Origin of the sequence: Pseudomonas sp. 14P_8.1_Bac3 (assembly GCF_025466085.1) — a bacterium.
Taxonomy (GTDB): Bacteria; Pseudomonadota; Gammaproteobacteria; order Pseudomonadales; family Pseudomonadaceae; genus Aquipseudomonas.
The window spans coordinates 113157-125642 of the sequence record NZ_JANLOD010000055.1; the positions used below are offsets into that span (position 1 = coordinate 113157).

Genomic DNA, 12486 nt, shown 5'->3' on the forward strand with positions numbered 1-12486 from the left:
TGCCCCTGTAGGAGCGAGCCTGCTCCTACAGGGGGTTGCGGTGGTCAGTCTTCCAGGGCGCGAACCCGTTCGTGACGCTGCTGCTCTTCTGGCTGGGCTGTCGACTGCAAGGTGAAATCGAAGTCGATCTCGGCAAAACGTCCAGTCACGCCATAAGCCTTCGCACGCGCCTGATCTTCGCTGAAAGTGATCCGGGCGATCAACTCGTCACGGGTGGCGTAGGCAAAGTCGTCGTGCAGGTACTGATCGCCGTCGAGGTTGATCTGGGTGGTCAGGTGACGATGATCCGCTGCCGAGATGAAGAAGTGGATGTGCGCCGGACGCTGGCCATGACGGCCCAGTTGATCGAGCAGTTGCTGGGTCGGACCGTCCGGTGGGCAACCGTAGCCCGACGGCACGATGCTGCGGAAGCGGTAGCGGCCTTCGGCGTCGGTAACGATGCGGCGACGCAGGTTGAACTCCGATTGCGTGGTATCGAAGTACGAGTAAGTGCCACCGGTGTTGGCGTGCCAGACGTCCACCACCGCACCGGCCAGCGGTTCACCGGCGGTGTTGAACACGCGGCCCTGCATGAACAGGGTCACACCCGGATCAACGCCATCATCCAGACGCGCTTCTCCCTGGGACAATGGCGCACCCGCCACGTACAGCGGGCCTTCGATGGTCCGCGGCGTGCCGCCGGATTTGCCGGCCTGCTCGTCTTCCGCGTCCATCAGCAGGTCCAGGTAATGTTCCAGGCCGAGCCCGGCCACCACGAGGCCGGCTTCCTGACGCGCACCCAGCACGTTGAGGTAGTTGACGGCTTTCCAGAACTCTTCAGGGGTCACGGCGAGGTCTTCGATGATGTTCACCGAGTCGCGCAGGATGCGATAGATCAGCGCCTTGACCCGCGGGTTGCCGCCGTCGTTCAGCAGGCCGCTGGCCTCTTCGAGAAATTTCTGGGCACTGGCAGTGTGGGAAATCTTGACGTTCATTTTGCTGGGTTCCTCATCTTGTAATTATTGGCGTAGCGCGCTGGGCAGGCTGGGCTCAGCGGTCATCGTCACGAATGGAAGAAGGATGCCGGCACATCGCGTCGATATCGATGGCCATGTACGGAAACAACGGCAATTGCATCAGCAGGTCATGCAGTTCCTGGACGCTGTCGACGTCGAACACGCTGTAATTGGCGTAGTGCCCGGCGATGCGCCACAGATGGCGCCATTTGCCTTGCTCTTGCAGGCGCTGGGCCAGGGCTTTTTCGTCGGCCTTGAGCTTGCTGGCCGTTTCCGGGTTCATGTCGACCGGCAGGTTCACGGTCATTTTTACGTGGAACAGCATATCGCTCTCCTCAGGCTAAATGGACGGCAGTAGAAGTCTTGTCGCGACGGAAGAACGCCAGGCGCTCTTCGTCGAGGCTCAGGCCCAGGCCGGGGGTTTTCGGCACGTGCAGTTCGAAATCGCGATACTCCAGCGGTTCGCTGAGAATGTCTTCGGTGAGCAGCAACGGGCCGAACAGCTCGGTGTCCCATGCCAGTTTGTTCAAGGTGATGAACGCCTGGGCCGCCGCCATGGTGCCAATGCCACCTTCGAGCATGGTGCCACCGTACAAACCAATCCCGGCCGCTTCGGCGATCGAGGCCGTTCGCAATACGGCGCGCGGGCCGCCGTTCTTGGCGATCTTCAGGGCAAACACTGAAGCCGCGCCTTCGCGGGCCAAGTTGAACGCGTCTTCCACGCACTCGATGGATTCATCGGCCATGATCGGCGCCGGACTCGTCATGTTCAGGCGCACCATGCCCATGCGGTTGTTGCGCGAAATCGGCTGTTCGATCAGGTCGATACCGTTGCTGCCGAGGATCCGGCAGGCACGCAATGCAACCGCTTCGTCCCAGGCCTGATTGACATCGACCCGCACACTGGCACGATCGCCCAGGGCTTTCTTGATCGCAATGACGTGGGCCAGGTCGCGGTTGACTTCGCCGGCGCCGATTTTCAGTTTGAAGATGCGGTGACGGCGCAGGTCGAGCATTTTTTCCGCTTCGGCGATGTCCTTTTCGGTGTCGCCGCTGGCCAGGGTCCAGGCCACCGACAGCGCGTCGCGAACCCGGCCGCCGAGCAGTTCGCTGACCGGCAGGCCGAGGCGCTTGCCCTGGGCGTCGAGCAAGGCGGTTTCGATACCTGATTTGGCGAAGGTGTTGCCGCGGAGGCTGCGCTCCAGGCGCAACATCGCCGCGTTCACATTGGCGCTGTCCTGGCCGAGCAGCAGCGGCGCGAAGTGACGGTCGATGTTGGTCTTGATGCTGTCCGGGCTTTCGCCGCCGTAGGCCAGGCCACCGATGGTGGTGGATTCGCCGATACCTTCGATGCCGTCGGCGCAGCGCACACGAATGATCACCAGGGTCTGGTTCTGCATGGTGTGCATCGCCAGCTTGTGCGGGCGGATGGTCGGCAAATCGACGATGATCGTCTCGATCGATTCAATGGCTGTTGCAAGCATGTCGATACCCGTCAGGTTCTTAAAGTTCTGCAACCGATTCTGGTACGGCTTTTTTAAGGAAGCCAATATAGAATTGGTCTGACTTGATACCTTAAAGGTATGCAATTGTTTTGTTCGCGGAGGCTCCATGGAATTACGTCACCTGCGGTATTTTCAGGTGCTGGCTCAAACCCTCAACTTCACCCGCGCCGCGGAGCTGCTGCACATCGCCCAGCCGCCGCTGAGCCGGCAGATTCAGCAGTTGGAGGACGAACTCGGGGTGTTGCTGCTGGAGCGCGGTCGGCCGCTGAAGCTGACGGATGCCGGACGGTTTTTCCATGAGCACTCCACTGCGCTGCTCGAGCAATTGAGCAAGGTCTGCGACAACACGCGGCGGATCGGACTGGGTGAAAAGACCTGGCTAGGGATCGGTTTTGCGCCCTCGACCCTGTATGGCGTGCTGCCCGAACTGATTCGGCGTTTGCGCAGTGGCGAGCCGCTGGAGCTGGAACTGGGGCTTTCGGAATTGACCACGCTGCAACAAGTCCAGGCGCTCAAGGCCGGGCGGATCGATATCGGCTTCGGCCGGATTCGCATCGACGACCCGGCGATCATCCAGACCGTGTTGACCGAGGACCGCTTGGTCGCCGCCCTGCCCGCTGGCCATCCTCTGTTAGGCGCGCCGATCAGCCTGCGCGATCTGGCCAAAGAACCCTTCGTGCTCTACCCCGGCAACCCGCGGCCCAGTTATGCCGATCATGTGATTGCCTTGTTCGAGTCCTCTGGTGTGAGCATCCATGTAGCGCAATGGACCAACGAACTGCAAACCGCCATCGGCCTGGTGGGCGCGGGTATTGGCGTAACCCTGGTGCCGGCCTCGGTGCAGCTGCTGCACCGCGATGACATTGGTTTCACCCCGCTGCTGGAGGACAACGCGACCTCGCCGATCATTCTCAGCCGTCGCGTGGGCGATGTGTCGCCCGGGTTGAATCATTGTTTGCGGATGATCGATGAGTTGTTGCCGCGGGACTAACCGGCAAACGCCCGGCGCCCGGCGCGCATTTCCGTGCGCAGCTCGCCGATCAGGTTGGAGATGGCGCGCACGCTGGTCAGTTGTGCCGGGGAAACGCCGGTGAGCAACAGGTCGATCCGGCCGGTGGCACGCTCGAAGACCTTGATCCGCAGCGACCCGTCGGGGTTCACCGTGCAGGCGCAGGACAAAGGTTGAAAACCGGACTCCACAATGCGGCAAAGTTCTGGAACTGAAACCATGAAGGACGCCTCCGTCGCGGCTGATCGGATTCAACGGTTCAGAATAGCTGCGCTTTTTCGGTTCTGTGCCACCGACCACCGATAAAAAGCGTGATCCAGCGCTCATTTTTGATGGGCTTTAATGCGCGTCGCCATCCCAGATCCAGTTCCAGATCCCCGGCAGCTTCACCGGTTGTGAGCTGTCTCGCACCGTACGAGCCAACGCCGCCCGTTGCAACGCGGCCTGATCGTCATAAAACGGCTTCTGCGCGGTTGTCAAACCTGTCGCCTGCGCACTGTCCAGGAGAATTTGCAGGTACTCCCGGGCGTGCCGGGCGGTGTAGCGGTTGAGGTCGTGGAAAGTCACCACCACCGGGATCACCCCGTCCACAGTCGGCAATTCGCCCAACGCAATGCGCTCTCGCACTTCCGACAACTGCCGCAGCATATTTGCCCGACGCCGCGGGCTGCCGTTGAAGCCCCAGATCTTGCCGTCGTTGGCGCTCAGGTCGGTCAGCAACACGTGCAGGCCGTGCTGTTGGTAGGCGGCGAACACCCGTTTGTCGTAATTCCAGAATGGCGGCCGCACCAGGGTCGGCGGCGTGCCGGTGATCGCGGCGATGTCCGCAATGCCCTTGTTCAGCGATTGCTCCAGCGCCTCCGGGCTCAGGGAGCGATGATTGGTGTGCCAGTGCGTGGCCGTGTGGAAACCCAGGACCTGCCCGTCGGCGTGCTCGCGGCGCATGACCTCACGGCCGATGTCGCTGTCCCCCGCCCGTGGCGCGCCGGTCTGCACGAAGAACACCGCTTTGAGGTTCGGTTGCACCGGGTTGCTCGCCAGGCTATCGAGCACGGTCATCGTTGGATTCCAGAAACTCGAGGCGCTGGGGCCGTCATCGAACGTCAGCAGAAAACGGATCGGTGCCTGCGCGCGCAGCCGCTGTTCAGTCTGCTGCGTCAGGTCGATGGGAGCGGCGATGCAACCCGCCAGCCCGACGGCAATAGCAAGTGTGCAGAAAACCTTGAACAGCTGTTTCATGGTGTGCCCCGGGCCAGACCGTTAAGCCCGCACAAAGGTGCGGGCGCGGGTTGGATCAGGGTACACAGTTTTGGTTCCGGTGCTGCGCCGGTTACTCGGCAAAAGCCTGCTGGAACGAGTTATCGATGATCGGCGCAGTCGCCAGCTCTGTCGGCAGCGCCTTGACCTTGAACAGAAAGTCCGCGGTGCTCTGCAGATCCTTGGCCGCCTGCGCGTCCACCGGGCCGACGGTCATGTGCGCCTGACGCAGCCAGTGGCGCGAGACGTTCTGGTCCAGGTTGGCCTTCTTCGCCCACAGATCGGCGTATTCGTCGGTGTTATTGTCGACCCAGGCGCGGGCCTTTTTCAGGCGCACCAGGAAGTCGGCAATGGCTTCACGCTTGCTGTCGATCGAAGGTGTCGACGCGGCGATGGCGCTGAGACCGGGCATCAGGTTTTTCGCGGTAAGGATCGGCCGCGCGCCGGAAAACAGGATCTGCTGGGAAATGTACGGTTCCCAGACCGGGAAGGCATCGATGCTGCCCTGTGGCAGCGCGGCGGCGGCATCGATCGGCATCAGTTTGATGAAGTCGACGTAATTCTCCGGCAGGTCGGCTTTTTCCAGGGCGCGCAAGGTCAGTTGCTGACTCCAGGCACCGGGCCAGTAGGCGACTTTCTTGCCCTTGAGGTCGGCGATGGTTTTGACCGGCGAGTCCTTGGGCACCAGCAAGGCGATGGTGTCCGGGTTCTGCCGGGAGACCCCGATCAGCTTCACCGGCGCCTGCTTGGCGGCGAGAAACAGAAAGCCCGAATCGCCAAGAAAGCCCAGGTCCAGCGCGCCGGTATTCAGCGCTTCAGCCAGCGGCGCAGCGGCCTGGAAGTGCTTCCAGTCTACGGTATAGGGTGCCCCTTGCAGCACACCCGAGGCCTCCACCGAGGCACGCACGTTGTAGTAATTCTGGTCGCCGACATGCAGGACTACAGGTTCGGCGGCGTAGGCCAATGGCGCGGCAAACAGTGCGCTGGTCAATAGACTGCGGACAAATCGGGACAGGTTCATCGGGGCTCCTCGAGAGTGAATGGCATAGACCATAACGCTCTTACAGGACGCTTTTTAAATTCTATTTATGCATAAGCTCATGACGGTCAGCCCGCACTGTTCGCTCAGCAACAGTGGTCGGTCAGAGTGTCTGCCAGGCAACACTTCCGGCGCATCCAGACCCGCGCGAACGCCTGATAAACCCACGAAATCGCTGATATGGCACAGAGCCTGCAATATTCCTTTTATGCAGGAACATTCCATAAAAAATGATTTTTAAGACATAAGTCTATCAACGCCTTGCCGGAGCCGATCCCATGAAGTCCACCGTCCGTTTTCCCGCCGTCAGGTATCTGCTGAGCGCCTGCGCCCTGGCCTTGAGCCTGCAACCCTTGGCGCAGGCCGCTGAAACGCCGCCGGCTGAAGTGCACCTCGACTACGCCTATTACTCGCCGGTCAGCCTGGTGCTCAAGCACTTCGGTTTTCTGGAGAAGGCCCTGCCCCAGACCAAAGTCAGCTGGGTGTTGAGCCAGGGCAGCAACCGCTCGCTGGAATACCTCAACAGCGGCGGCGTCGACTTCGCATCCTCTGCCAGCCTCGCCGCCGTGCTCAGCCGCGCCAATGGCAGCCCGATCAAATCGGTCTACGTCTACAGCCGCGCCGAATGGACCGCGCTGGTGGTGCGCAAGGACTCGCCCTACCAGACCGTCGCTGACCTGAAAGGCAAAAAGATCGCCGCCACCAAAGGCACCGACCCGTACCTGTTTACCTTGCGCAGCCTGCAGAAAGCCGGCCTGAGCAAGGACGACGTGGAACTGGTGCATCTGCAACATCCCGATGGCCGCACGGCGCTGGAAAAAGGTGACGTCGACGCCTGGGCCGGTCTCGATCCGCACATGGCCGCGAGCCAGGTTCAGGCCGGCTCGCGCCTGCTGTATCGCAACACCGATTTCAACAGCTATGGCGTGGTCAGCGTCACCGACACCTATGCCAAAGAGCATCCGCAAGCCATCGAGACCGTGCTGAAGGCCTACGAACAGGCCCGCGAGTGGGCGGTGAAAAACCCCGATGAACTGGCGCAACTGCTTGCCACCGAATCCGGCCTGCCGCTGGAAGTGGCCAAGCTGCAACTGTCGCGCACAGACCTGAGCAGCCCGCAATTGACGGCCAAGGATGTGATTGCGTCGAAGGCGGCCGCGCCGATCCTGGTCTCGGAGGAGTTGGTCAAACGGGGCGTGAACGTCGATCAAGTGATCGATCAGTTGATCGACACCGGCTTCAAGGAAACCGTGGCCCGTCAATAAAAGCGAACCTTGAGACCCTCATGACCAGCAAAAGCAAACACCTGCCCCTCGAACTGCCGGCGCCCCGGCGCGCCACGTTTTCGCTCAGCGACGCCTGGCGTCTGCGCCTCAAGGGCCTGGCCCTGCCGGTGCTGATCCTGCTGGTGCTGGAATTCGTCGTACGGGTCGGTTGGCTGCCGTCCTACCAGATGCCGGCTCCCAGTGAAATTGCCCTGACCCTGCGCGACCTCGCCGAAGGCGCGCTGTGGAAGCACATCAGCGCCAGTCTGTTGCGGGTGCTGCTCGGTTTCGCCATCGGCGCCAGCCTAGCCCTGGTATTTGCCGCCTGGGTCGGTTTGAGCCGCGAAGCCGAAGCCTGGCTGGAACCGACGTTTGCCGGCCTACGTTCGATCCCGAGCCTGGCCTGGGTGCCGCTGTTGCTGCTGTGGCTGGGCATCGACGAAACCTCGAAAATCGTCCTGATCGCCATCGGCGCCTTCTTTCCGGTGTACCTCAATGGCGTCTCGGCGATCCGCGACATCGACCGCAAACTGGTGGAAGTCGGGCAGATGTATGGCTTCAGTCGCTTGCGCCTGGTGCGGCGGATTTTGCTGCCAGCCGCCCTGCCCGGCCTGTTCACCGGACTGCGCAGCGGCATGAGCCTGGCGTGGATGTTTCTGGTGGCAGCGGAGCTGATCGCAGCAACCAAGGGCCTGGGTTACCTGCTCAGTGACGGGCGCGAAACATCGCGTCCAGACATCGTGCTCGCGGCGATTATCGTGCTGGCGCTGCTGGGCAAACTCAGCGACGGCATCCTGGCCGGCCTGGAGAAACGCTTCCTGGCCTGGCGCGACACCTTCAACGGCCAACGGGCGGAGGATTGAGCCATGACCGGACACCTGCTGGATATTCACGTCGAGCGCAAAACCTTCGCCACCACTACCGTGCTGCAGAATATCCACCTGCAATTGCAGCCAAGGGAAACCGTCAGCCTGCTGGGGCCAAGCGGTTGCGGCAAGAGCACGTTATTGCGGATCGTCGCCGGACTGGAGAAGGATTTTCAGGGTGAGCTCGACAGCCGCGCCGGGGAAATCGCCTTCGTGTTCCAGGAACCGCGGCTGATGCCGTGGCTGACCGTGGAGCAAAACATCGGCTTCAGTGCCGACAGTCGTTACGACAAGGCCTGGGTAACGCAACTGATCGATGAAGTCGGCCTGAGTGGTTTCGCCGATGCCTTGCCCAAAGCGCTGTCCGGCGGTATGGCGCAACGGGTCGCGATTGCGCGTGGTCTTTATTCGCGGCCCGCTGTGCTGCTACTCGACGAACCCTTCAGCGCCGTGGACGCCTTCACCCGGATGAAACTGCAGGACTTGCTGCTACAACTGGCGGAACGTCACGCCATTGCTCTGTTGCTGGTGACCCACGACGTCGATGAAGCGCTGTACCTCAGTGACCGGGTATTGGTCATGGACAATCGCCCCAGCAGCATTCGTCAGGAACTGGCCGTGCAACTGGCGCATCCCCGCGACCGTCGCGACCCGCTGCTGGCGCAATTGAAAGCGTTGTCGTTGACCGAGTTGCAGCGGGCGCATGTGATCTGACCGCCCGCCTGTATTGCTGCAAACTTCACGACTAGCAGAACTGGCTTGCCGGCGATGGCGTCCGCAAAGACGCCACCCTTATCAATTCCAACAAAAATACCGTCGTATTTCACACCTGCCGCTCTAGCTTAATAACTGCAACGTTACAGGCACTGTTTCACCCAAGAAACACTTGGCGAAACATGGCGTTTTGATGCGTCAACCGCTTGTCTGACAATTTGATCGTCATACATACATTTAGAATAACTACAGCTAGCATGCGCGCCGCATTTCCATGGCGCCGCCCAGTTGACCAAAGAGTCAATAACTAAGGAAATCCCTACTACTACAAGCCTTGCAGAGAACTCAATGCGCGACGATTTTGCAATTGATCAAGTCGTTGGTCTGGAGTGTGTTTATCTTTCGACGACAGAACACTATCGGCTGGACTGTTTTATCGAACAATACATAAAAACGCGGAATCTTCGATCAATTCCGGGAATCGACGGCATCCTGCGTGCAGCCCTCAAACACTATCCGGGCAAACATCCGGTGATGGTCAACGAGTTGAATGCCTGGATCGACAAGACGCTCGGCTATCGGGCGTCGCACCCCGATGTATTACAGCTGGACGACGCTTGAAACGCAAAGCCCCGCTATATGCCTCACCCTGTAAGAGCGAGCTTGCTCGCGATGAACGTTAACGGTAACGCGGGTTTCCTGAAGAAACGCGGCGTTCTGGCGTCCATCGCGAGCAAGCTCGCTCCTACAGGGGGATGCGTGTAGCGGGGCTTTGTTGTGTTCAGGGTTTCAACGGAAATTCCTGGTCACGATCTGACAGTTCCTTGCCGTCGTCGGGGCGCTTCCAGGTCGGCGACGAACGCTTCTGCCGCTCGATCTCTTCTTCCGTCGGTTCATCCTCGTCGTCATCCAGATCCGGACGCTGTGGGTCAGTTGCCATGCTCACCTCTCTTCCTAAGGGATCAGTCATCAGCTTTAAGCGTAGAACAGTTTCGACCGCCCGGCTCAGAGCCACCAACGCAGTAAAAAGAAAAACCCCATGCTCAACAACATACTGAGCAATGTGTTGCGGGTGTACAGCACCAGGCCCACCGCCACCAGCGAACTGATCAGGTACGGATTGTCCCAGTGCAGGTTCAGCTGTTTGTCCGGCATGAACACGATCGGTCCGCAAATCGCCGTGAGCATGCCCGGCACGGCGAAACCGAGAAACTGCCGGGCATTGCTGCTCAGCCGCAGCGGCAGGCGCGGTTCGAGAAACACATAGCGGTTGAGGAACACCAGGATCCCCATACCGATAATCACTGCCCAGACCATCATATGCGTCCACCGTAGAATTTGTTGCAGACGAAACCCGCGCTCATGCCCGCCAACCCTGACAGCACCAGCGCCGAGCCCCATTGCCAGTAACTGAACAACACCGAACAGAACAGCGACACCGCCACGCACACCACCGTCGGCACGTTGCGCACCACCGGGGTGATCAGGGCGATGAACGTCGCTGCGATGGAGAAGTCCAGCCCCAGGTGCTCCAACCCCGGAATGCTGGTGCCCAGCACGATACCGGCCAGGGTGAAGAGGTTCCAGGCGATGTAGAACGTCAGGCCCACACCCAGCGCGTACCAGCGGTTGAACTGCTGCTTGTCATGCTGGCTGGTCAGGGCAAACAACTCGTCGGTGAGCAAAAATCCCAACCCCACGCGCCAGCGACCCGGCAGCGGCGAAATCACTGAACGCATGCTCATCCCGTACAGCAGGTGCTGGGACGTCAGCAGCAAGGTGGTCAGCAGAATGGAAAAGATCCCGGCCCCGCCCTTGAGCATGCCGATCGCCACCAGTTGCGCCGCACCGGCAAACACGATGCTCGACAAGCCCTGGCCTTGCAGCGGCGTGAGATTGGCTTCGATGGCCATGGAACCGGCGAGCAACCCCCACGGCGCGGTCGCCAGGGACAACGGCATGATCGCCGCGGCACCGCGAAGAAACGCGCTGCGCGGCAAAAGTGAATTGGACATAACGCTCTACAACCTGGGAAAGACCTCCGACTGTGCCAGCAGTAGCCGCCGATGGCTTGAACAATCTTGCGCACTGTAGCGAAGGCGTTCCTTTCATCGGCTTCCCGCTTGATTCGCCGCCGTGGTAGCAACATGATGGCGCTGCATTTTTCCCAGCGAGATCCAGTCCGTCATGAGCGCAACCGACACCGACAGCGACGTCTACAAAACCCTGCTTGAATCGACCAAGGCCATACCGTGGCGGATCGACTGGAAGAGCATGACTTTCAGCTACATCGGTCCGCAGATCGAAGGCCTGCTGGGCTGGAAGCAGGACAGCTGGGTATCGGTCAATGACTGGGTCGAGCGCATGCACCCGGACGATCGCGACTACGTCGTTGAATTCTGCGTTTCGCAATCCCGCGCCGGGGTGGATCACGAGGCGGACTACCGCGCGCTGACCCACACCGGCGACTACGTGTGGATTCGCGACGTGGTGCATGTGGTGCGCAGGGACGGTGAAGTGGAGGCGCTGGTGGGCTTCATGTTCGACATCAGCGAGCGCAAGAAAACCGAAGAACACCTGATTCGCCTGCAGAAGCAACTTGAGGAATATTCCTTCCAGGACGGCCTGACCGGCATCGCCAACCGACGCATGTTCGACACGGTTCTGGAACGCGAATGGGGCAATGCCCAGCGCACCGGGCTGCCGCTGTCGCTGATCATCATGGATATCGATTATTTCAAGCAGTACAACGACCATTACGGGCATATCAAGGGCGACGAATGCTTGCGCCAGGTGGCCCAAACCCTGTCGCAGGCCGCTAACCGGCCACGGGATTTCATTGCGCGGATCGGCGGCGAAGAGTTCATCTGGCTGTTACCGGAAAGCGACGCCGAATCGGCGCGACGGGTGGCGAACAAATGCCTGCACCTGATTCGCCAACAGCACATCGACCATGGGTTTTCCGCGGTTTCGCCGCTGTTGAGCCTGAGCCTGGGCGTCGGCACCACCACGGCAGCGTTGCAGGCAACCGCGATGGAGTTCGTCGAGCAGGTCGACAAGTTGCTGTACAAGGCCAAGCGCAACGGCAGGATGCGCGCCGAGTTCGCGGATTTTCGTGGTTAATCGCTTGCCCGCGTAACATGGAGCGAGTCGCATCACAGTCATGGAGTCGACATGCTTTACCGAATCGCCGCCGACGGGTTGGTGCTGTTCCACCTGTTGTTCATTCTGTTCGTGCTGTTCGGCGGGCTGCTGGTGCTCAAATGGCGCTGGCTGATCTGGTTCCACTTGCCGGCCGCGGCATGGGGGGTTGCGGTGGAGGTGTTCCACCTGACCTGCCCGTTGACCCAATGGGAAAACCTCATGCGCCAGGCCGCCGGGCAAACCGGGTATGGCGGCGGGTTCATTGAGCATTACGTCTGGCCAGTGATTTACCCGGCAGGGCTGACGCCCGCGATTCAGCTGGGATTGGGCAGCGTGGTGCTGGCAATCAACGCTATGGTCTATGTTCGATTGATGAAAAACCTGTAGGAGCCTGCTTGCTGGCGATTTGTCCTTGAGTCCGGTGCTCGCGGTGCCGACCATGCGCGCGAAAATCCTCGCCCAGTGCGACGGCCTGGGCGTGGGCTGGCTGCCCCGGCACCGGGTCGGCTCTTTGCTGAAAAACGCCACGTTGGTGGAAAACCCATGGCCTACCCACGGGAGCCGAACATTCTCTACGCCGGTTGGCGCGGCGATCACGACGGCCGCGCCCTGGGCTGGTGGCTGGAAAAACTCAAGCAATCGTACCTGGCGACCAAACTGGTCCAGGGCAGCGACCGGTTCGCCTGAACCGC

Annotated in this window: 16 protein-coding genes and 1 pseudogene; 8 read left to right on the top strand and 9 right to left on the bottom strand. The window is 60.7% G+C overall.

Annotation, left to right across the window (positions count from 1 at the left end; genetic code table 11):
* Positions 1 to 44: 44 nt before the first annotated feature.
* Genes catA through NTD84_RS18055 form a run of 3 tightly spaced genes read right to left on the bottom strand, consistent with a single transcriptional unit; the run spans position 45 to position 2479 of the window.
* On the bottom strand, positions 45 to 974 hold the full coding sequence (gene catA / locus NTD84_RS18045) for a catechol 1,2-dioxygenase (RefSeq protein ID WP_262168065.1): 930 nt from the start codon (positions 972 to 974) through the stop codon (positions 45 to 47).
* Positions 975 to 1029: 55 nt separating this feature from the next.
* Positions 1030 to 1320, bottom strand: a complete 291-nt coding sequence (gene catC / locus NTD84_RS18050) for a muconolactone Delta-isomerase (protein ID WP_262168067.1) — start codon at positions 1318 to 1320, stop codon at positions 1030 to 1032.
* Between the two features lie 10 nt (positions 1321 to 1330).
* On the bottom strand, positions 1331 to 2479 hold the full coding sequence (locus NTD84_RS18055; protein ID WP_262168068.1) for a muconate cycloisomerase family protein: 1149 nt from the start codon (positions 2477 to 2479) through the stop codon (positions 1331 to 1333).
* A gap of 127 nt (positions 2480 to 2606) precedes the next feature.
* Between NTD84_RS18055 and NTD84_RS18060 the strand changes: the two genes are divergently transcribed.
* The gene (locus NTD84_RS18060; RefSeq protein ID WP_262168070.1) at positions 2607 to 3491 is read left to right on the top strand and encodes a LysR family transcriptional regulator; all 885 of its coding nucleotides are present in this window, start codon (positions 2607 to 2609) and stop codon (positions 3489 to 3491) included.
* On the opposite strand, the gene NTD84_RS18065 is transcribed toward NTD84_RS18060, so the two are convergent.
* The 3 genes from NTD84_RS18065 to NTD84_RS18075 form a co-directional block, all read right to left on the bottom strand.
* A complete protein-coding gene (locus tag NTD84_RS18065; RefSeq protein WP_262168072.1) occupies positions 3488 to 3730 on the bottom strand; it encodes a DUF1652 domain-containing protein in 243 nt (80 codons plus the stop codon). The genes NTD84_RS18060 and NTD84_RS18065 overlap by 4 nt on opposite strands.
* A gap of 118 nt (positions 3731 to 3848) precedes the next feature.
* The gene (locus NTD84_RS18070) at positions 3849 to 4748 is read right to left on the bottom strand and encodes a polysaccharide deacetylase family protein (RefSeq protein ID WP_262168073.1); all 900 of its coding nucleotides are present in this window, start codon (positions 4746 to 4748) and stop codon (positions 3849 to 3851) included.
* 91 nt (positions 4749 to 4839) lie between these two features.
* Entirely contained in the window at positions 4840 to 5787 is a 948-nt protein-coding gene (locus NTD84_RS18075) for an ABC transporter substrate-binding protein (protein ID WP_262168075.1), read from the bottom strand.
* A 296-nt stretch (positions 5788 to 6083) separates the two neighbouring features.
* Here NTD84_RS18075 and NTD84_RS18080 point away from each other — a divergent pair, with 296 nt between their 5' ends.
* The 4 genes from NTD84_RS18080 (at position 6084) to NTD84_RS18095 (ending at position 9271) form a co-directional block, all read left to right on the top strand.
* Positions 6084 to 7070 (top strand): aliphatic sulfonate ABC transporter substrate-binding protein, encoded by a 987-nt coding sequence (locus tag NTD84_RS18080; protein ID WP_262168077.1) that lies wholly within the window; start codon positions 6084 to 6086, stop codon positions 7068 to 7070.
* Positions 7071 to 7090: 20 nt separating this feature from the next.
* Positions 7091 to 7933, top strand: coding sequence for an ABC transporter permease (locus NTD84_RS18085; RefSeq protein WP_262168078.1), 843 nt, complete (start codon positions 7091 to 7093; stop codon positions 7931 to 7933).
* Positions 7934 to 7936: 3 nt separating this feature from the next.
* Entirely contained in the window at positions 7937 to 8650 is a 714-nt protein-coding gene (locus NTD84_RS18090; RefSeq protein WP_262168079.1) for an ABC transporter ATP-binding protein, read from the top strand.
* A 348-nt stretch (positions 8651 to 8998) separates the two neighbouring features.
* A complete protein-coding gene (locus NTD84_RS18095) occupies positions 8999 to 9271 on the top strand; it encodes a hypothetical protein (protein WP_262168081.1) in 273 nt (90 codons plus the stop codon).
* Positions 9272 to 9431: 160 nt separating this feature from the next.
* Here NTD84_RS18095 and NTD84_RS18100 read toward each other — a convergent pair whose 3' ends face one another.
* From NTD84_RS18100 to NTD84_RS18110, 3 genes are all read right to left on the bottom strand, one after another.
* Positions 9432 to 9590 (bottom strand): hypothetical protein, encoded by a 159-nt coding sequence (locus NTD84_RS18100; RefSeq protein ID WP_262168083.1) that lies wholly within the window; start codon positions 9588 to 9590, stop codon positions 9432 to 9434.
* A gap of 65 nt (positions 9591 to 9655) precedes the next feature.
* Positions 9656 to 9967 (bottom strand): AzlD domain-containing protein, encoded by a 312-nt coding sequence (locus tag NTD84_RS18105; RefSeq protein ID WP_262168198.1) that lies wholly within the window; start codon positions 9965 to 9967, stop codon positions 9656 to 9658.
* On the bottom strand, positions 9967 to 10665 hold the full coding sequence (locus NTD84_RS18110; RefSeq protein WP_262168085.1) for an AzlC family ABC transporter permease: 699 nt from the start codon (positions 10663 to 10665) through the stop codon (positions 9967 to 9969). Before NTD84_RS18110 ends, NTD84_RS18105 begins: the two co-directional genes overlap by 1 nt.
* A gap of 172 nt (positions 10666 to 10837) precedes the next feature.
* On the opposite strand from NTD84_RS18110, the gene NTD84_RS18115 reads away from it, so the two are divergent.
* The 3 genes and pseudogenes from NTD84_RS18115 to NTD84_RS29915 form a co-directional block, all read left to right on the top strand.
* The gene (locus NTD84_RS18115; protein WP_262168088.1) at positions 10838 to 11773 is read left to right on the top strand and encodes a diguanylate cyclase domain-containing protein; all 936 of its coding nucleotides are present in this window, start codon (positions 10838 to 10840) and stop codon (positions 11771 to 11773) included.
* A gap of 51 nt (positions 11774 to 11824) precedes the next feature.
* The gene (locus NTD84_RS18120; RefSeq protein ID WP_262168090.1) at positions 11825 to 12181 is read left to right on the top strand and encodes a DUF2784 domain-containing protein; all 357 of its coding nucleotides are present in this window, start codon (positions 11825 to 11827) and stop codon (positions 12179 to 12181) included.
* Between the two features lie 31 nt (positions 12182 to 12212).
* Positions 12213 to 12481, top strand: a pseudogene (locus tag NTD84_RS29915) (LysR family transcriptional regulator); the annotation flags it as partial.
* Between the last annotated feature and the right edge of the window lie 5 nt (positions 12482 to 12486).